General features: G+C 36.9%; 13 protein-coding genes and 1 pseudogene. 9 read left to right on the top strand and 5 right to left on the bottom strand.

Annotated elements, in window-relative coordinates; all coding sequences use genetic code 11:
* Window positions 1–111 precede the first annotated feature (111 nt).
* The 6 genes from DCC35_RS19790 to DCC35_RS19765 all read left to right on the top strand — a co-directional run bounded on the left by DCC35_RS19790 (window position 112) and on the right by DCC35_RS19765 (window position 9,896).
* The gene (locus DCC35_RS19790) at window positions 112–504 is read left to right on the top strand and encodes a CesT family type III secretion system chaperone (RefSeq protein ID WP_137092442.1); all 393 of its coding nucleotides are present in this window, start codon (window positions 112–114) and stop codon (window positions 502–504) included.
* A 14-nt stretch (window positions 505–518) separates the two neighbouring features.
* Window positions 519–1,232, top strand: a complete 714-nt coding sequence (locus DCC35_RS19785; RefSeq protein WP_137092441.1) for a PspA/IM30 family protein — start codon at window positions 519–521, stop codon at window positions 1,230–1,232.
* Between the two features lie 7 nt (window positions 1,233–1,239).
* Window positions 1,240–1,863 carry an OB-fold-containig protein gene (locus tag DCC35_RS19780; RefSeq protein WP_137092440.1) on the top strand — a complete coding sequence of 208 codons (624 nt, stop codon included), beginning with the start codon at window positions 1,240–1,242 and terminating at the stop codon, window positions 1,861–1,863.
* Window positions 1,864–1,870: 7 nt separating this feature from the next.
* Window positions 1,871–4,039: a flotillin family protein gene (locus tag DCC35_RS19775; protein ID WP_137092439.1), complete on the top strand. Its 2,169-nt coding sequence runs from the start codon at window positions 1,871–1,873 to the stop codon at window positions 4,037–4,039.
* Between the two features lie 87 nt (window positions 4,040–4,126).
* Entirely contained in the window at window positions 4,127–9,046 is a 4,920-nt protein-coding gene (locus tag DCC35_RS19770; RefSeq protein WP_137092438.1) for a DNA repair ATPase, read from the top strand.
* 97 nt (window positions 9,047–9,143) lie between these two features.
* Window positions 9,144–9,896, top strand: a complete 753-nt coding sequence (locus tag DCC35_RS19765; RefSeq protein ID WP_137092437.1) for a PepSY domain-containing protein — start codon at window positions 9,144–9,146, stop codon at window positions 9,894–9,896.
* A 56-nt stretch (window positions 9,897–9,952) separates the two neighbouring features.
* Here DCC35_RS19765 and DCC35_RS22195 read toward each other — a convergent pair.
* Both DCC35_RS22195 and DCC35_RS19760 read right to left on the bottom strand, forming a co-directional pair.
* Window positions 9,953–10,222 (bottom strand): annotated as a pseudogene (locus DCC35_RS22195) (hypothetical protein); the annotation flags it as partial.
* Window positions 10,223–10,269: 47 nt separating this feature from the next.
* The gene (locus DCC35_RS19760) at window positions 10,270–11,688 is read right to left on the bottom strand and encodes an alkaline phosphatase D family protein (RefSeq protein WP_217495897.1); all 1,419 of its coding nucleotides are present in this window, start codon (window positions 11,686–11,688) and stop codon (window positions 10,270–10,272) included.
* Between the two features lie 163 nt (window positions 11,689–11,851).
* Between DCC35_RS19760 and DCC35_RS19755 the strand changes: the two genes are divergently transcribed.
* Together DCC35_RS19755 and DCC35_RS19750 are read left to right on the top strand one after the other, a co-directional pair.
* Window positions 11,852–12,856: a hypothetical protein gene (locus tag DCC35_RS19755; RefSeq protein WP_137092436.1), complete on the top strand. Its 1,005-nt coding sequence runs from the start codon at window positions 11,852–11,854 to the stop codon at window positions 12,854–12,856.
* Window positions 12,857–12,860: 4 nt separating this feature from the next.
* Window positions 12,861–14,276: an MBOAT family O-acyltransferase gene (locus DCC35_RS19750; RefSeq protein ID WP_137092435.1), complete on the top strand. Its 1,416-nt coding sequence runs from the start codon at window positions 12,861–12,863 to the stop codon at window positions 14,274–14,276.
* Here DCC35_RS19750 and DCC35_RS19745 read toward each other — a convergent pair whose 3' ends face one another.
* From DCC35_RS19745 to DCC35_RS19735, 3 genes are read right to left on the bottom strand one after another with little or no spacing between them, the layout of a single operon-like run.
* On the bottom strand, window positions 14,277–14,786 hold the full coding sequence (locus tag DCC35_RS19745; protein WP_137092434.1) for a hypothetical protein: 510 nt from the start codon (window positions 14,784–14,786) through the stop codon (window positions 14,277–14,279).
* 48 nt (window positions 14,787–14,834) lie between these two features.
* Window positions 14,835–17,879: a hypothetical protein gene (locus DCC35_RS19740; protein ID WP_137092433.1), complete on the bottom strand. Its 3,045-nt coding sequence runs from the start codon at window positions 17,877–17,879 to the stop codon at window positions 14,835–14,837.
* Between the two features lie 11 nt (window positions 17,880–17,890).
* The gene (locus DCC35_RS19735) at window positions 17,891–18,472 is read right to left on the bottom strand and encodes a DUF4082 domain-containing protein (RefSeq protein ID WP_137092432.1); all 582 of its coding nucleotides are present in this window, start codon (window positions 18,470–18,472) and stop codon (window positions 17,891–17,893) included.
* A gap of 186 nt (window positions 18,473–18,658) precedes the next feature.
* On the opposite strand from DCC35_RS19735, the gene DCC35_RS19730 reads away from it, so the two are divergent.
* Window positions 18,659–20,998 (top strand): outer membrane beta-barrel family protein, encoded by a 2,340-nt coding sequence (locus tag DCC35_RS19730; RefSeq protein ID WP_137092431.1) that lies wholly within the window; start codon window positions 18,659–18,661, stop codon window positions 20,996–20,998.
* Window positions 20,999–21,398: the final 400 nt, after the last annotated feature.

Genomic DNA, 21,398 nt, shown 5'->3' with positions numbered 1-21,398 from the left:
TAAGAATATTACTGTTATGAAATTACCAAATTACCATCTATAGTTATCCGACGAGAGATTGTCAGATGATCAATTACCAATATTTGTTTATTCAATAAAACCTTATCCTTTATGACCAAAAACTATCAAAAAGTTAGAGACTATGTAATTGACCTCGATTACGATATTAGCCACGAAGATGAATCAAACGGGGTACTCGTAGTTAATGATCCTTCTTCAGGTATATCAAACCTGGTTCTGGGTTGTGCCGATCCGATCCTAATTATGGAGCAATTCATATTGGAATTGCAGGATGATTCAAATGGAACGCTGAAGAAGTTGCTGCAAAAAAACAGAGACATTATACACGGAGCATTTGTTTTAGATGAGACAGGAAGAAAGGTGATTTTTAGAAATACTTTAGAACTGGAGAATCTTGATTTAAATGAACTTGAAGCTTCATTTAACTCTCTTGGCCTTTTGCTTAGTGAATACAGTAATGATTTAATCACATTTTCAAAGTAGAAAAACATAAAACCATGAACATATTTAGAAGATTATTTAAAATTGGTCAATCTGAAGCTCATGCAGCTGTGGATAAATTAGAAGATCCTATAAAATTAACTGAGCAGGGAATCAGAGATATGAAAGAAGATCTCGATAAAAGTTTGAAATCCCTTGCCGAAGTAAAAGCGATGGCTATCAAAGCCAGGAGAGAGTATGAAAATTATACCTCCAAATCAGAAGATTATGAGCAAAAGGCTGTAAAACTTCTTAAAAGTGCGCAAACTGGTTCTGTTTCAAACGAAGAGGCAGATCGTTTAGCTACTGAGGCGCTTATTCAAAAAGAAGAAAACATGAAACATGCTGCCAGGGCTCAGGGTCAAAAACAACAATTCGAATCTTCTGTAGAGCAGCTTGAAGGCAATATCAAGAGATTAAAGTCAAAGATCGCAAAGTGGGAAAATGAACTTAAAACTCTTAAAGCAAGGGTAAAAGTGAGTAATGCCACTAAAAATATAAATAAGCAAATGGCTCAGATCGATTCTTCAGATACAATTAGCATGCTGGAGCGAATGAGAGAAAAAGTTGATCAGGAAGAAGCTCTTGCGGAAAGTTATGGTGAAATGGCAGAGGAGTCAAGAAGTATCGATGAAGAGATAGATAAAACTCTTGCGCAGGCAGAAACCAGCGATAAAGCTGAGGAACTAGCCAGATTAAAAGAAAAATTAGGTATTAACAACGACAAATAAATATTATATGAATGAAGTGCTAGCGGCTTCAGTATCGCCGGCAAACATTATTATAACTGCGCTGGCGATATTCGTTGTTGTTTATTGGATAACCGTTATAATTGGTTTGCTGGACATGGATCTTTTCGATATTGATGTTGATTTGGATGCAGATGCCGAGATTGACGGGGCCTCAGTAATGTGGCTAAATAATGTACTTGCATTTTTTAATCTTGGTCAGGTGCCGGTAATGATATTTTTTACATTCCTGATCATACCCTCATGGACAATCTCAATGATTATCAATGACTTGATAGGGAATTCTTCAATTATTCTTGGAATTCCGGTTCTTCTGGGATCTTTGATATTAGGATTGTTCATTGCCAAGTTCATGACCATGCCATTTGTTAAGATTTTTGGGAAATTAAATTCCAGTGGTGATGCGGGAGATGTTTTAATAGGCAAAGTATGCACAATCACTATTCCGGCAAGCAAAATCAAGACAGGACAGGCCAAAGTATCAACAAAAGGAGCGCCTCATATTTTAAATGTCAGAACAACGACTGATTCAAAGATGAGTAATGGAGAGACCGGCCTGGTGTTGGAATACAGAAAAGATCAAAACATTTATTTAATAGAACCATACAACTAAAACTAAAATGACAGATAAAATTCTAATGATTACATTGATCGTTGGAGTAATTCTGGTGATCGGAATTATCTCAATGTTCATAAAAATGTACCGAAAAGCGGTACAGGGTGAAGCGCTAATCCGGACCGGATTGGGAGACGCCAAAGTTTCTTTCTCAGGTATATTTGTTGTACCTGTATTGCACAAGCTGGAAGTGATGGATATCACTTTGAAGACTTTGAACATCTCCAGAATGGCTAAAGATGGTCTGATCTGTAAAGATAACATGCGGGCAGATATCAAGGTGAGTTTCTTTATCAGGGTAAATAAAACTACTGAGGATGTAATTCATGTAGCTCAATCAATCGGATGTCACAGAGCATCAGAGATTAGTGAGTTAGAACGCCTTTTTGATGCGAAATTTTCCGAGGCATTAAAAACTGTAGGTAAACATTTTGATTTTGTTGAATTATATAATTCCAGGGCGAGTTTTAAAGAGAAAATCCTTCAGGAAATTGGTACTGACCTAAATGGATATGTCTTAGATGACTGTGCTATTGATTATGTTGAACAAACATCTATACACGATCTTAACCAGGATAATATTCTTGATTCACAGGGTATAAAAAAGATCATAGAATTAACTTCTGAAGAAAAGATCAAAGCTAACCTGATCGAGAGAGAAAAGGAAAAAACGATCAAGAAGCAAGATGTTGAAGCCAGGGAAACAATTCTCCAGTTAGAACGTCAGCAAATTGAAAAAGAGGAGCAGCAAAGACGAGAGGTCGAGTCAATTAAAGCCAGGGAGTCTGCTGAAATAGAGCGTGTTCAGGCAGAAAATGATAAGAAGGCGCAAAATGCCCGAATAGCGACTGAGGAAGAGATCGGAGTAGCTGAGGAAAATAAATTACGTCAGATATTAGTAGCTCAAAAGAATAAGGAAAAAGCGGATGCGATAGAGAGCGAAAGAGTTGAGCAGGCGAGAGCTCTGGAAGCTACCGAAAGGGAACGTGTAGTAGAGTTGGCACAGATAGAAAAGGAAAAATCTCTTGAAGTAGAAAGAAGAAATATCCAGGAAGTTATTCGCGAGCGCGTTACTGTGGAGAAAGCTACTGTTGAAGAAGAGGAAAAGATCAAAGATACCAGGGCAAATGCGGAAGCAGAACGTAATAAGCAAGTTGCGATAACAGTTGCAGAACAAAAAGCGCAGGAAGCACTTGTTCAGGAGATCAAAGCTGCCGAGGCTGCACGCCAGGCGTCGGAGTCATTAGCTAAAAAGGCTCTGATTGATGCTGAGGCAGAACAATCAGCAGCAATTCACAAAGCAGAAGCAATGAAAACATTAGCCGATGCTGAAGCTGCTCAAAAAGCTGCCATCGGTATGTCTGAAGCACAGGTGATGTCTGCTAAAGCTGAAGCGAAAGAGAAAGAAGGGGAATCTGAAGCATCAGTAATCGAAATGAAGGCAGATGCAGAAGCGAAGGGTATTAAAATGAAATCGAATGCTCAGGCTGAAGCTGATGAGAGGCTTGGATTTGTGGCTGCAAAAGTAGCACGTGAAAAAGGAAAAGCTGATTCTGAAGTTACCGAAGTAATGGCAACTGCTAAGGAAAAAGAAGGCTTGGCAGAAGCTAGTGTAATGGCAGCAAAAGCTAAAGCAGATGCTGATGGTATAAAAGAGAAGGCTGAAGCGATGAAGATTCTTGATGGTGCCGGTATGGAGCATGAAGAATTTAAGATGAGATTAGATAAAGACAGAGCTGTCGAGCTTGCACAATTAGATGTGAACAGACAGATCGCCGAAGCACAAGCAGAGGTAATGGCTGAAGCTATGAAAACTGCAAATATTGATATTATTGGTGGGGAATCAACCTTCTTCAATCAAATAGTCGGTTCGATGGCCAAAGGTAAAGCCATCGATGGATTTATGAAAAGCAGTGATGTGATAACTGATGTGAAGGATGCTTTTTTGAAATCTGACGGTGGATCCTCATTCCGAAATAACATTGGAGAAATAATGAGTACGCTGAATATTTCATCTGAGGACTTAAAGAATCTTTCCATATCTGCATTGTTATTTAAAATGATGCAAAATGCTCAGGATGATGACATGAAAGATAATATCCGTCAGCTGATGGGAATCGCCAAATCAGCAGGGCTGGATAATGAATCTCCGAGAAAATTAGGATTGGCTTAAAGGCCTTATTGAATCAACAATAATTTTTTGCAACCCGGGAATTTCCGGGTTGCAATTCTCCTCAACTAATAACTTAACTGACTACCTATGTCTGAAGAAAAGACAGCTTCAAATATCGATCAATCAGAAACTCTGGAAAACGGAACTTATGAAGTTTTAAAAAACAGGCTTCAGTCGAGTACCCGGGATTTAATAGATACGCAGAAAAAACTTGATGGTCAGAGGAAAAGTGTATTTGGATCCATTGAAACATCGTTAATTGGAACAGATCGAATTACCACAGAACATAATTGTATTCCATGGGATATGGTTCCCGTTGGGAATAAATTCATTTTTGGATATAACGTTCACTTAGGATTAAAAAATCAAGTCGAGTTATCCGATGTATTTAGTGTGCATCAGTACGTAGACCATTCATTCCCTGTTTCTGATTTAGCAATTATAGAAGATCAACAATTCAAAGATGATTTTCATAAGCTCTATAAGTATTACAAAGAAACCCGCTTTGTAAAGTTTGCGATCATTGGGCCGTATTTATTCATGGTTTTCAAAATCGGCAAGCTTTCTTCAGATATAAAAACTTTTAAATGGTTAATCGATGGTTCTGAATTGAAATATGTCGATAATCGAAGTGATCACGAATTTGAATTCCCACCTCAACATGATTTTGAATGGAAAAGAACGACTCGTGACGATCACAGGAAAGGGGAGTTTCCTCATATTTCAGTAGAAGATAAAATTTTTATCGAAACAACAGGAGGAGATCTCACAATCAAAGTGGAGGATAATACTGATACGGGCCGTGGGATATACAGCGAGGAGGTTGATAATCCTGATCAAACTCTCGATGATGCAGATGTCAATTATGCTATTTTAGGTAATTTGATTTTGCTAAAAATAAGGCCTTACCAGGAAAATCAACATCGATATATAGTCTACAATAGCAAATTACAGGAAGCACGTCGTATAAATGCAATTTCAGAGTCATGTATATTGCTTCCGGATGACCAGGGAATCATCTTTTCTAATGGATATTATCTTCAAAATGGGGATTTTAAATTATTTGATAATGACCTGGAACACATGGTGTTTGAGAAAACTATTTCATCACCTAATGGAGAAGATTATCTATATGTTTATTACAACAGGCAAAGTGGTCTATATCTTTTGCTACCTTATAATATCATAAAGCAAAAAGTTGAAAACCCAATCGTTTGTCATGGGTATGCTCTCTTTCAAAACGGGGAACTGTGTTATTTTAATGCAGATGATGAACCAAAAAAACACCACTCAACTAAGATCTGGCAAACACCTTTTACCGGTCCTGATTTCCAGGTTGAATCAGCCCAAAGTGATTCGTTTTTATTCAAAGTCGGGAATAAAGAAATTGTTAAAGCCATGGCCGAATGTAACGAGATCATTACTTTGGTTCAGAAAGGTGAAAATTATAAAAATCTTTATGATGATCTTAATAAGATGGCTACAGATATTATTGATAGCTATCACTGGCTTGGGCATGAAGAAGCATACAATGCAGCAAAATTTCTTCTGGAGATCAAAGAAGTCGCATCTTCAGCGATCGATGAGTATGATAAGGTAGTTCAGATTAGAAAAAATACAAATCAGCAACTTGATAATGTATTCGGAAGGGTGGATGAATTGCTAAAGAAAATTAATCTTACTACCCATAAGTCGCTCGATCAGTATGTCAAAAATCTCACATCTTTGAGGGAGTTAAGAGGTGAAACCGAATCTCTTAAATCACTCAGGTACGTTGATGTAGAGAAAGTCGAAAAGTATGAGGAGTTGCTTAAGGAAGAAAGTTTAAGATATTCAGATAGTTGTGTCAGGTTTTTACTTCGGGAAGATTCATTAGATGATTATAAATCGAAGGTTAATCAGCTTGAGGATGATCTTGAAAAAGTAGAAAAGGTAATTGATATTGAGGAGCTGGACAAAGAGAGTGAAAGAATTGCCAAAGGACTTGAAATGCTTATTGACATTGTTGGTAATTTAAAAATCTCTGATCCAACCAAGACTACACAGATCATTGAAAATATCTCAGCACTTTTTTCAAATCTTAACAAGATCAGGTCGAATTTTAAGAAGAAAAAGAGAGCAATGATGCTCGTGGAAGGAAAAGCTGAGTTCGTTGCTCAAATTAAATTGGTAGAGCAGGGAGTAACCAATTATCTGGATCTTTCTGATACTCCTAAAAAATGCGATGAATACCTTGCTAAATTGATGATCCAACTCGAGGAACTTGAAGGAAAGTTTGTTGAGTTTAATGAATTCATAGAAAAAATATCCGAAAAAAGGGAAGAAATATACAATGCTTTTGAGTCCAGAAAAGTACAGTTGGTAGAAGCAAAAAATAAGCGCACTACTTCTTTGGTTCAGTCGGCTGACAGAATTTTAGGAGCTGCAAAAAGCAGGGCAGAAAGAATGAATTCGGTCTCTGAAATCAATGGGTATTTTTCTTCAGATTTAATGATCGAAAAGCTTCGGAATATCATTGCTGAGCTTTCTGAATTAGGAGATACTGTAAAATCTGATGATGTTCAAAGCAGACTGAAATCGCTCAAAGAGGATGCAATCAGGCAACTGAGAGATAAAACTGAATTATTCGAGCAGGGAAAAGATATAATTAAGTTTGGTAATTACAAGTTCTCTGTCAATACGCAAAAGCCTGAAATAACTATTGTTCCGAAAGATAATAGCTTATATTTTCATTTGACAGGTACTAATCTTTACGAGGAAATTACCAATGAAAAGATAAATGAAAGCAAACAGGTGTGGAATCAATCTCTGATCTCCGAAAACGAACAGGTTTACAGAGCAGAATTTTTAGCCTATCAAATATTTAAAGAAGGAAGAGCTGGAAATCTTAGAGATGTTGATGAAGAGTTATCGCTGGATGATTTGACGAAATACACTATCGCTCAACTAAATGACTTAGTGAATAAGTTCATGGCCACTCGCTATGAGGAGGGCTACGTAAAGGGAATACATGATTCAGACGCTGCTCTGATCCTGAATTCTATTTTAAAGTTTAATCGTTCCGGTGGATTGCTGTGCTATTCTTCTAAATCCAGGGCTGCAGCTAGATATTTTTGGGAGTATTCAATTGATGACGATTTAAAATCCACTCTTGATACCCGAATAAAAGGGCTTGGGATCATTATTGAAGTTTTTCCTGATCTGAAGGAATATCAACAGGTTATAGAGGAATTAAAACAGCTTCTTTCTGATAAACTACCTGAAGAATTCGAAGATTTTCCACTGAAGTCTGTTTCAGAATACTTGTTTTATGAAATCAAAGATCAGAATGAGTTTATCATTTCTTATGATGCATTTACCTTATGCGAGGATTTTAAAAAATATTTAAAAAAGAGAAAGGTTGATGCTCGTTTTAAGCAATCTGTTAATAGCGTAAAGAAAACTTCAGACAGGTTTGCCTTAATTAGAAAATGGATTGAAGCATATGTGGATAATTCAGATAATTTAAGCCAGGAGGATTTTATTGATGAAGCGTCACTGATCATTTTGTCGGGTAAAAAATCTGAAAGAACAATAAATGTTCCTTTGATTGAAAATTTAGAAGGGTTTCAGGGCTCACATCCGAAAATTAATGATGGTGTTTATCAATTGAATTTTAATAGGTTCATTGATAGAATGACTAAATATGAGGAAGAAGTCGTCCCTCAGTTCAGACAATTTCATGAAATTAAGCGGCAGCTGATCGAAGAATTTAATGAAGATCTCAGGTTTGAGGAATTTAAGCCAAAGGTGATGTCTTCGTTTGTTAGAAATAAATTAATTAATGTGGTTTACCTTCCAATGATCGGAGCAAACCTGGCAAAGCAAATTGGTGAAACCGGTGCATCGAAGCGTACGGATTTAATGGGGATGTTACTTCTGATTTCTCCTCCCGGATATGGTAAAACTACCTTGATGGAATATATAGCAAACAGGCTTGGAGTTATTTTTATGAAAATAAACGGGCCGGCCATTGGTCATTCCGTAACATCAGTGGATCCGGGTGAAGCAACGAATGCAGCAGCACGAGAAGAACTGAAAAAGCTGAATCTTGCGTTTGAAATGGGAGATAATGTGATGATTTATCTCGATGATATCCAGCATTGTAATCCGGAATTCCTTCAGAAATTTATATCTCTTTGTGATGGTCAGCGTAAAATCGAGGGTGTTTACAAAGGTAAAAGTAAAACATATGACTTTAGGGGTAAAAAAGTTTCAGTTGTAATGGCTGGAAACCCCTATACTGAAAGTGGTGAGAAATTTCAAATACCAGATATGTTAGCCAACCGGGCTGACGTCTATAATCTGGGTGATATTATCGGGGATTCAGATCAAGCCTTTAAATTGAGCTACATCGAAAATTGCATAACCTCTAATCCTGTGCTTAATAAACTTGCCGGGAAAAGTTTAGAAGATGTTTATACACTTGTTTCAGCTGCAGAGAGAGATTCTATAGAAGGAGCTCAGTTTGAGACTAACCATTCTCAGGCAGAGATAAAGGAATATATATCGGTTTTTAAAAAATTATTTGAAGTGAGGGATGTAATCCTGAAAGTTAATATGGAGTATATTCGTTCTGCTGGACAAGCTGATGAATATCGTACTGAGCCTCCATTTAAATTGCAGGGATCATATCGGGATATGAATAAAATTGCTGAAAAAGTATTTTCTGTGATGAATGACTCGGAATTAAAAGTGCTGGTTGACAGTCATTATGAAAATGAAGCTCAGACTTTAACTGTAGGAGCAGAAGCTAATTTGCTAAAATTAAAAGAGCTCAATAATGAACTCTTAAATTCTGATTTGGAAAGATGGAATCATATCAAGGAATTATTTGTCAAGCAACAAAAGATCAAAGGATATGGTTCGGGTAACCAGATGGGCCAGATGCTCGGACAGGTTGAAGAGTTAACAAAAGGATTAATTGGTATCAGGGATGTTTTAAGTAATAATAAGGATACTGAATAATTCCTTCTTTCTTTTAGTTTAAAAAAAACGATAATATTACAAAGGCGGATTAATCATCCGTCTTTTTTTATTTTTGTCATGTTATTTTTTGAGCCCAATGAAAAGAAACAAACAATTTTATGCCAGGAAGCTGCACAGGTATCTTGGTCTGTTTATAGGAATACAATTTATCGGATGGACGATCAGTGGATTATATTTTAGCTGGAATAATATCGATGATGTACACGGCGATCATATGAGAAAAGAAATTCCAGCCCTAAAATTTCAACAAGGGATGATTTCTCCGGATAGTGCTTTTGAAAAAGTAAATTCTGTTGATCCTTTTGATTCTATATTTAGTTTTAGATTGATAAGAATCATTGATCAACAATTTTACCAGATCGGTTATTATTCTAAAAACGAATCAGAATCTAAAGTAAATGTCAACTTTAAGCTTGTCAATGCCAATACCGGAGAGTTAAGGAAACCATTGGAAGAAAATATGGCGGTACAAGTAGCATCTGAACAACTAGTTTCCCCGGCGAAACTTAATAATGTTACTTTATTATCAGCAGTAGGCGATCATCATGAGTATAGAGGGAGACGATTGCCTGTCTGGGCAGTAGATTTTGATGATCCGGATTGTACTGTATATGTTAGTCCTGAATTAGGAACTTTTCAAACGATCAGGCATGATCAATGGAGGGTCTTCGATTTTCTCTGGATGTTTCATACGATGGATTATGCAGGAAGAGATAATTTTAATAACTGGTTATTGAAGTTGTTTTCTGTCTTCGGATTATTTACAGTAGCTAGTGGATTTGTACTTTACGTGATGTCCTCACGAACAATTAAGAAATTGAAAAAATAGTATTAAGATATTAGTTAACTAAGCCGGCATGTTTTGCCGGCTTTTTTAAATACATATTATGATATAACAGTATTATTCCCTGAGGAAGCTGTGCTGTCTTCAGTAGCTAAGGTATTAATAAATCTCCAATCTGCAGACGCAGAAGATTGATCAAATTTTACTAAAAGAAAACCTCTCCTTGATGCATCAGTATAGATCAGGTCATCAATGAGTATTGTGTTTGCTTGTTCAAAACCAGCAATTACTTCCGGATCGTCTCCAAAAATACCTTCAAAACCAGGTGATGAAACTGAAGAAGTGGCAAATTCGGTTCCTATATTGTTGTTAGCCTGGTCGGTTAATTTTGAATACCAGGCATTGTGAGTGTCACCTGCTAGTGATACAAGTTTTTACCATTTGCTGCAGCATATACCTTTTCTCTTTCTACAGGATAACCATCCCATGCATCGAGATTATAAGGTAAAACGGTTTCAACACGAGCTTTTTCTTCAGTCGATACGGTAGGATCACCCTGAGCTAATCTGGATTTGATAGTTACCAATTCAGTAACTGTCTTATTATAAAGTTGGAGAGTCTCTTGAGTAGCTCCGCCACTTGCAATTTGAGCGGTGATGGTTAATAATTCAGCAGGTATATAGTATTTCCCCATCAATACCTGGCTTCCAAGAACCTGCCATTTGGTATTGCTACTTGCAAGTGTTCCACTTAGCCAGTTGAGCTGTTCCGGACCTAATAGAGTTCTTTCCGGATTTAGCCAATCAGCTGCAAAAGCGTTCTGATCAAATCCTTTTGAAGTAAAGTAATTTGAATAATCCAGCTGTTTTTCACGACCTGCTATTCTGGTATCAAGCATGATCAGGTTGATGATTCCTGCAATATTAAAATTTCTGTAGATCTTGGCATTGTCATTTACCCTGGCGGGAAGGTATTCATGCCAAACCTGAATCGCATTTAATTTTCTTGTTTGATAATCTCCTTCATCAGGCTGGTGGTTTTCAGCACCATCTACATATGCATCATTTGTTATTTCGTGGTCATCCCAAACACAGATAAAGGGCCTCGTTCGATGCAGCTCCTGAAGCTGTGGGTCTCTTCGGTATTGTCTGTATCGTTGTCTGTAATCATCTATAGAAACGATTTCACCTTCAGGAGAATGCTGACGACCTAAAACCGATGTTAATTCTGATGTTCCATATCCGCCCTGGCCGTATTCGTAAATGTAGTCACCCAAATGGATAACGATGTCCGCTTCGGAATTATTTACTGCTCCATATGTATTAAATAAACCAGCCTGAAAATTTGCACATGATACTACAGCCAGGCTTACCTGATTTGATTCACCAGATTTAGGTAGTGTTTTTGTGATGCCGGTATGTGAAACTTTCCTGGTTTTGACACTGGTAAATCTGTAGTAATAGGTCGTATTAGATTCAAGGTTTTTGAGATCCACAAAAAGTGTGTTATCACTGCTGCTATCAATTGATACTTCCTGTGCAGCTACAAGATTATTGAAGTTTTCTTCTTTTGAGACCTCTAATACTATTTTAGGATGCTTTTCATTGGATGCAGGAGTATAACGTGACCATAAAATTACCCGGTCAGTTTCAGGGTCAAAACTTGCAACGCCTTCAAAAAAACCATATTCACCATCTGGCACGAAAGGATCATTTTCATCCTTGCAACTTATTATAGCTGATGGAGCGATTGCCAGGCCGGCAGTTGCCATCACTGTGTTTCTTAAAAATTTACGTCGGCTAAGTTTTTTGAGGATTTCTTTTTTATTGTCTTTCATTTTGGTTGATGATTTTCGGCTAAAGTAACTATTAAATTTATTCTGTGATTAAAGGAATTGTTATGATTAGGTTAATCGCTATATACAGCTGTATTTGTGTATTATTTTAAGATATATTTTAATTATTTATATTTTTCCCTATATTGAATGAAATTTTTGAGCCTTGAAATACACCAACTTACTATTCGCCTTACTTATCGGGTTTATTTTGCTGACCGGATATGAACTCTATTTTAGAAGTGTTGATAATCCCAGATATGATGATAACGAAGATCTGTGGGCAGATCAAAGAAGGAAATTGAATAACCTGGATCAGGATGATGTGGTAATCATCGGTTCATCCAGGGCACATCAGGATATTAATATACATTTATGGGATTCTTTGACAGGCAGAAGACCCTTACAACTAGCACTTCCTGGTTCCTCTCCCTATCCAATTTTAGAAGATATAGTCGATAATAGTGAATTTAATGGCCTTTTAGTTATAGGTGTGGCGCCTGGAATATTTTTCCTTCCTAAAAATCATCCGTGGGCTTCACAGGTTAGAGAAAAATCTGTGGATTATTACAATAAGCAAACATACGCGCAAAAGTTAAATCATATACTGTACAAACCGTTTGATCACCAGTTAGCCTATGTAAATAATGAAGATTATTCACTGAGATCTTTATTGGAAAGTGTTCAATTTGGAAACAGAGATTCCGTCAGGGGTCCCTTAGAATGGCCTCATATGATTGATGTAGATGAATATAGAAATTCGAGCATGACCGATCAGTTTGAGGTAGATACAGTTCTTCAAAACATGCAAAAAAATATATGGAGCTTGTTTGATAGTGAGGTTCCATATAATTATGATTCTACCCGGGAAGAAGCTATCGATCAATATGTCAAAAAGATCAAAAATTTTAAAAAAAGAGGTGGGAAGGTAGCATTTATCAGGCCAACAGTGACAGGCATTTATTATGAAAATATGAATATGATTCCCCGTGAAAAATACTGGGATGAGTTATTAAAAAGAACAAATAGCCAGGGATATCATTTTATGGATTACGAGGAAATAAAATACTTTGATCCTCCGGAATGGTCACATTTTAATAAAAAAGATCAAAAATTGTTTACCCTGTTTCTGGTGAGGAAGCTTAAGGAAGATGGTTTAATAAAAAATTAAGGTTATGCTTTTTAACACCCTCGGTTTTATATTATTTTTTATCGTAATCCTGATCTTGTATTACGCTCCTTTACTTGGATGGAAGGGGAAAAAGATCATGCTGCTACTTGCCAGCTATGTGTTTTATGGTCTATGGAACCCTCCTTTAATTTTATTATTGTGGATTTCAACTTTGGTAGACTGGACAGCCGGCAATAAGCTTTACAAATTATCGGATAAAGCCAGAAAGAAATTGTGGCTGCTACTCAGTATTTGTGTGAACCTGGGCTTTCTGGGATTCTTTAAATATGGCGAGTTTCTTTTGAATAATTTCATTGATTTTGTTAGCCTGTTCGGAATAGAATATGTTCCTCCGGAATTTGATATTATTCTGCCGATGGGAATATCTTTTTATACTTTCCAGACTATGTCGTATACCATTGACATGTATCGGGACAGGATAAAACCGGCGAAGACATTTTTAGATTTTGCTTTATATGTTACGTTTTTTCCGCAGCTCGTCGCGGGACCTATCGTCAGGTCAGGCGAATTGATTCCACAATATTACGAACCAAAGAAAGCCAGTCAGAATCAGTTTGTTCTCGGAATGTTATTACTTTCTATCGGGCTTTTTGAAAAGACCGTCTTTGCAGATTCATTATTTGCGCCTGTTTCAGATCGTGTTTTTGGCACCGATGGTAATTTACCGGCAATAGATGCCTGGGCAGGAGTACTTGCATTTTCAGGTCAGATATTCTTTGATTTTGCAGGATATTCTCTTTGTGCTATCGGTATTGCCCTTACACTTGGATTTAAATTGCCTGATAACTTCAGGTATCCCTATGGAGCGATTGGGTTTTCTGATCTATGGGGCAGATGGCATATTACCTTATCAAGTTGGTTAAGGGATTACCTGTATATTCCATTAGGAGGAAATCGAGGAACATTGAGCAGAACTTATGTGAATTTGATGTTGACGATGTTACTTGGAGGTCTTTGGCATGGAGCAGGCTGGACTTTTATTTTCTGGGGGTTTTTACATGGGTTTTATCTGATTATAGAAAGACTTCTAAAAGATAAGGTATCGATTAAATCATCGAATATCTTATTAAATGTATTTCTGGCTTTCCTGACTTTTCAATGTGTAAACATAACCTGGGTGTTTTTCCGGGCACAGGATTTCGAAATGGCAATCAACTTATTAGGATCGATGTTTTTTATTAATGAAGGAAAACCTCTTTTATGGACTTCGAGTATGGTCTTTGTTTTCGGGTTGATGACATTGGTTTTTGCTGGCCATTATGCAATGAGAAATAAATCCCTAGTCGGAGTAATCGAGTCAAGTCCCCGATGGTTTGTAACCCTGATATGGGGTATTATGATATTTGGACTTTTTATCGTTCAGACCACCGGTAAACAGTTTATTTATTTCCAGTTTTAATTATTCAGGTAGATATTTTTCAGGTAAAGGGTTATCTTCATTCTCACTTTGCCAGAAAATATTTATGATCCACCATCGATGACCGTCATTCATTAGCTGAATGCTATTAATTCCTCTTGAAAATGGTTCAGAATCTTTACTGCTATGATAGGATTCGTATGTACTGAATACGTGGGTAATATGACCAAAAGATTCAGTTATCCTGTGAATTTCTTTTTCGTAAAAGCCATTGCTAACCAGCCTGACCCCAAATCGTTCCACATATTGCTCAGGAGTCATGTACATAGCCATGGTATCTGCCTGCTGACGGGTAGTAGGAATGAGCTTCGCATTAGGGTGAAAAAGATCTAAAAAAAGATCCCAGTCTCTTGCTTCACCTTGTTCTCCGGAAATAACAGAATATAATGTGTTTAATATGTCATCAAGAGATTTAACATGATTATTTTCTTGTGTGAATCCTGTGAAATTCATGATCAGTAATAAAGAAATTATCAGTGTCTTTAACTTCATAACAGAATGCTTTTAAGTCAATATACTGATAATTTCTTTTTCCTGCTTTTAACATTTGGTGAAAGAATAATTTCCACCCATGGCTGCAATGAGGTTTTCGATGCCGCTCATACCTGCTCCCACATGACCAAGTGATCCATAATGAATTTCTTTGTAAATGTTACAAGCCAGTTCCGCCATCGCTTTTTTAACCTGGTCATTTAGGTTAGATGAATCCATCAATATAACAGCTTCTGTAGCGATTGCGTACAGTTTCATTAACGTAAGGCTATACGAAGCTACTATCCCAACAGGAACGCTTCCTACTCCGGCAACAGCCATTCCAATATTCATTACTCCGGCTAGTTTACTATACTCATCGACAAGGTTTTGTAATTCTTTAAGTTGAAGTAATGGTCCTGTACCTCCACCACCAGTTTGATCTGGTAATATGCCGTACATTCCTCCATATCTTTTATCGATTTCCCAATATGCTTTACTGGAAGTATCGGCGGCATAGACTTTAAAAGAAGGCCCTCCCCTTAGCACATATTCCTTCCAGTAGTAATAATCGTTACCAAGGTTTTCTCCGGAGAATTTTTCTTTAGACTCAATTTTGTTATTTATTTCAAGGTTTTTATTCTCCAGCAAAGAGAAAGTACTCGTTTCGAACATGTGATTCTCCAGAAGGGCAAGCTGAGATGTTTTCTTTAAATTGGTAGTAAAGCTATTTTTTCTACTTTTGGTTAAAGTGCGATAATCAGAAGTTGGTAAATAATCGAATGTTATCAATGACTTCACATTATAGATTGCAGGCTTTACTTTAAAGCAACCGATCCTGAATCCTAAAGGCCAGGTGATTGATTCGGCATTTATTGAATCTTTTAAAGGTTGCATCATTGTCAGCAAGGCAGAAGGGTAACTGAATGTTCCTTTTTCAAGCTCTTCAATAGCAGTTTCCAATTCATTATCCTGGTATTTTTCATACCAGTTTTTATTGCTCATCAGAGCCTTTAAATAATCGGTTAACCGGACAGATAGTGGTGGAGCCTCCCTTTCAAATGCAAGGGTAAGATTACCCATTAACATTTCGTGGACTTTATTAGCATATTTTTTTACAGGAATCTCTCCGAATTCAACTTCCGTATCCCAGCCTGCCAAAACCCGTCTTACCGGCTTTTGATTTCCAATTGATAAATACATATATAAACCGACCATTCTTTTTCCGGGTAGCTCATTAGCAATAGGCAGGAACTTGAACTTATCCTGGGCTTTTAAATCTTTTCTGATAGAGACTTCAGCTACATGTTCCTTATCTGGATCAGTAGAATGATAAGTAAATAGATAAGGCGGAACCTTAATGTTTTTTAGTTCTTCTTTAATTTTTTTGATGGTTTCCTGTTGATCATTTGCTGGGATTACAGAAGCATGCGTTCTTGTTGCCAGTTCCTCAAAATGATCATTACTACTTTCATATACATTCAAATAAATTGTCGGTGGGCCCGATTTATATACCGGTTGCAGACTTGGATCAAATTTATCATTGTTGTGTCCGTCAGTAGCATATATAATCAGATCATTTTCAGATAAGGCGGCTTTATAATGGGAGGTATAGATAGTGGATCCTGTTTTTTGTAATGTTACTTTGGCAAGTGGATAGACATCTTTAATAGCCTGTTGGGTATCCTCAACAAAAGTTTTAATTCCTTCATCTCTATATTTTTTTGGCATGCTAAGAGAAGTGTCATAAATCACTAATATTTTTGGAGCGACTTTATTTTGCTTCATAAATGCCATCATTTCTTTTTTGTTATCGGAAATGTTGAAATCACCTGGCTGAAGACCTTCTATAACATTACCATTACTATCCTTTGGAAAAACTTGTAGCTGAACTTTAGGATATGTTCCGGGAATGGCTTTTACCTCTAATGAAGAAACCTTGTTTATTAGTGATTCATTTGATTTCTTGTTTTCAGAAATTTCAAGCTTCTTGTTATTTTCTTCAATTAGCTTTTCTCCTTCAAGAGTAATCGGGTCACCGATAAAAGACCTTTTTTCCATAAACTTTTTATCCTCATAAAGATCTTGTAGAGTCAGTGAAGGAGTAAAAGAAGAGATCTGATTGACAGAGCTGGTTGCCATTTTTTCAAATCCCATGTTTTTTAAAAACATTAGATTTACCTGATTGCCAACCAATTCGCTACTTTTCCATTCTCCGTTTAATAAATCGTATTCTTTAGACCCATCAATAGAATTTGTATATGTCAGGCGTATTGAAATATTCTCATCGCTGCTGAAGAGCTCCCCTGCTTCCGAATAATATTTATCGGTATTAGTAGGGTGATATTCACCATATTTTACTGAAGGATCGAAGATATGTAAAAAGAGCTCTTTTCCTTCTACACCTACTACTACGGCAGGAATATTATTATTAAAAGTATATCTAAGCTCCTGACCATTATTCTTTTCTTCTTCATCTAATAAAGCCAGTATTTTCTCAGTGAAATCTTCATTTTGCTCTAATACTGAAGCCAGGTTGTCCCACTGACCATTTTCTTTATCTGCTCCAAGGATTTCGAGCCAATTCTCTATTTGATCATCTGTTATTTCCGGTGCAAATTTGGGCTGGTGATTACGAAATAAAATATTCAGCACTTCTTCTTCAGAAAGTTTTACCCTTTCATAGACAACCTTAGACTCAAAACCACTTTCCTTAAGCATATTGTTAAGGATTTCAGCTTTTTCACGAGGAGTAGCCATTCCACATCTGATCGCAGCCTTTTCTCCGTATCGAGTATTTCTCGCCGGGTATCTAAAATATCGGTAATCGGATGGTAGAAGGGCAATGTCCTTTTGCACAAAAGAATGCATACTCTGAATATCCTTCTTATTTATTAAAGATTTTCTTCGGGCAGGGAAATTATCCGGGCTGGTTGAAAGGGTATTAATCATATCTTGCCACACGTTGAACGGGGGCTTACCATTTAACCCGGCAATTTCATTCTTTTTACACCCGGTAAATACAGGAGGTGCTAAAGCGGAAGCACTTAATAGGGCTAGTTTAACCAGGAAATTCCTTCTGCTTTGTAACTTTATTTCGCGGTGCTTTTTCATAGTGCTCTATCTTAATTTTGAGGGATGAATTCTATATCCACTATTCCTTGCATTATTGAATTTGAATACTCATTAGGAAAGAGCATAAGATCAATTGACGAACTGGCGGCATTTGTGTTTTCTGCGTAGCGAACCATCCTAATATCGCCTATGATCCTCGGAAAAAAAGTCTCATTATTTTGATAGTTATATCTTTTCCAATGTTCAGTATATACAGATACCGTGTAATTCCTGTTTGGATAAACCCGGTAATTGATTTCCTGGCTATTTGTGGTCACGTCCCGGCTGGCGTCAATATTCAATGAAATTAGCATTTCCTGCTTTTCAGAATCCCATAGCGTAACCCTGTAAGTGTCTCCTGCCGGCATGTTTACGATAAATGATTTAATGGTACCTTCAACCAGGGGTTCAAATTCATATCCATATTCAATAGTTAGTCCGGTATTGACACTGGTAGCAAGTAAATTCAATTCACTTTCCAGTTGAAGAGCTGGAGTTATAGCAGGCTGTGCCGGATCAGGATCATCTTCAAAAAGACCACATCCTGTTGCGGAGATCATCAATAAGAAATAAAAGAGAATCTTTGTTTTCATGATTATTTTTTCCTGTTAATGTATTTTGGGAGTATAGGTAAACATGAAAATCAGCAAAACTTCAAATTTCGTTCAGATTCATAATGTATATTAAATACTGATTGACCACACCTCAGAAATTGAACGTCTGTTTAAACAAATTTAAATTTTCTTAAACATCTATTACAAACAAACTGTTTCTTTAGTATGCGTTACTTCACAATAGTATTTACATTTCTTATAATTTCTTCGAGTCACTTATTGTTTTCCCAGGAGGGAGAATTAAAGGGTATCATTATTGAAGAAAATTCAGGTGAAGTTTTACCCTTTGCACAGGTGGCTATATATAAGGATATTAGAAAATCTCCATTTACTGGAGCTACAACCAATGAAAGAGGTCGCTTTAATATAAAACTAGAGGAAGGCTCTTACGATATCCTAATTTCATTTGTTGGATATGATGATAAAATTTTAAAAGACGTCGAGGTGCCTTCTCAAGGACTTGATCTTGGGAAAATATCAATAGTACAAACAACCAAAGAAATGGATGCTGTGGTCGTTGAAGGGTCGAAAATTAACAGGCCGATAAAGTCAACAATAGAAGGTATCGAGGTAAGGCCTGATCAGACCCTTACAAATCTGGGTGGATCGTTACTGGATGTATTAAGAAATACACCTTCTGTAAGAGTTTCATCTGACGGGAGCATATCCTTAAGAGGAAGTAGCAGTACTAATATTTTGCTCGACGGAAGAAACTCAGCGCTAACATCAGATCTTGAGCAGATACCTGCGAGTGCCATTAAAAGTATCGAGATTGTTACCAATCCCAACGCAAAATATGATGCAGCAGCTGCTGGTGGTGTAATTAATATCAAACTCAAGCAGGGAGAAGATCTGGGAACAACCGGCAGGATCGAAGGAACAATCGGGACACGAATGCGAACGAATACTAATATCAATATTAGTCATAAAAAAGATAATTACACAGTTTATGGTGGATACAGCTACCGTAGCTGGCCAAGGGTGGGAAGTTCATGGACCGAGCGGATAACCTATTCGGATAACAGGTATTTATACCAGGACAATACCGATGAAAGAAAAGATCGCGAACATACCTTTAACATTGGAGGAGACTATGTTTTCAGTGGCAAGCATAAGTTAAGCTATGAAGGGGCTTTTAATAAAGAATTTGAAAATGATTATGAGAGGAGAAGAACTCGCCTGGAAGAACTTGATGATGGGACTTTGATTAATGCTTACACCCGAGATAACAATGAATCGGAAGATAATTTCTCGATGGATAATGCTATAATCTATGAATACCTTTTTGATGACAGTACAAAGTCATTTAGAGCATTAGCTAGTAGTAGCTTCAGGGATCAATTAGAGGAACAGGATATCGATGTATTCAATGGCACGACCGATCCGGAAGTCGGGCCTAATGCTTTTGAAAGATCAATCAATGATGAATTTAGAAGAACTTCCGTGATACAGGCAGATTATCAGCAATCATTGTGGAATGGTAAGTTTGAAGCCGGTTACAAATCGACTTTCAGAAGCTTTGACAACGATTACAGGTATGAAATCTATGATAATGCAGAACAGGAATGGATTAATCAGGAAGATATAACGAATCGCTTTTTGTATGAAGATCAGATCCATGCTGCTTATTTCATTTATGGTAATAGTATTAAAAAGGTTGATTACTCATTTGGCGTGAGGGGAGAAGGTACGATTGTAGATACCAGGTTATTTACTACTGGTGAAACTAATGGTCAGCGGTATTTTAATTTATTTCCAAGTGCGAGATTAGCTTACCATTTAAACAAAAATAATACTTTTAAAATTACCTACAGTAGAAGAATTGACAGACCGGGAGGGTGGAGGTTAAATCCATTTCCTGATGTTTCTGACTCGCTGAATGTAAGGGTTGGTAATCCGAATTTGCAACCCGAATATATTAATTCGTTCGAATTGGGATATATGTTTGATAATGGAAAAATTAATGTAACAGCGAATGGTTTTTACCGATATGTCGACGGACAGGTAGACTGGATTGTCGAGGTAGTCGATGGTATTTCGTATCGAGGACCCAGGAATCTTGTATCTAGCCAGACTTATGGATTTGAGATAATTAACACAACCAATGTGCTTGAATGGTGGTCATTAAATATGAGTTACTCATTGTTTCAGTCAGAGGTTGATGGTACCAACATTGATGAAGGGTTTACAAATAGTGGATTAGCCTGGTATGCCAAGTTTACCAGTGATTTTAGACTTCCGCTTGATATTAATATACAATTAACCGGTAATTACGAATCTCCGGAAATCGAGGCTCAGGGTAGAGATCTAGCCCGGTATTATATGGATGCGACCGTTCAGCGCAAATTCGGTGATTTCAATGTTAGTCTGACGATGAGAGATGTCTTTGACACTCGTCAATTTGCCGGAGAGAATATTGGTCCTGATTTTGAACAGCGCTTTGAAAGAAAGCGAGAAACTCAAATCTTTCTGTTAACGGTAGGGTATAATTTTGACTTTCAATAAAACATAAAGGAAGATCCGCATATAAATTAAGCGTAGATTATACGCATACTAAACATATATATACGTATAATCTACGACTAATAAATCCCAATTTTATATATTGATCGAAAGAATAGTAAATCCTCTAATAGGGCTTTAAGCCTATTTTTAGGGAACAAAGAAGAGAGGTTTTCATTTTCAGGAATGAAGAGATCGAGCTTTTTAAAGAAGAGAAGCGCTAAGAATTAGAAGAGAATACCATTTTAGATAGAAACCACCCAATTAAAAAATGCTAAGCGTGACATTCTCGCGTAAAAAATCTTTTTAAAAAACTATATTATGGATTAGTTTAGAGGTTTTAACCAAAACACATATATGGGATAAGAGGAATAGAGTTCCTCATATTCCTTCGTTGCCGCAC

Origin of the sequence: Mangrovivirga cuniculi (assembly GCF_005166025.1) — a bacterium.
GTDB classification, from domain to species: domain Bacteria; phylum Bacteroidota; class Bacteroidia; order Cytophagales; family Cyclobacteriaceae; genus Mangrovivirga; species Mangrovivirga cuniculi.
Note: the sequence above shows the minus strand (reverse complement) of the source record. Positions and strands in the feature narration are given on the sequence as shown.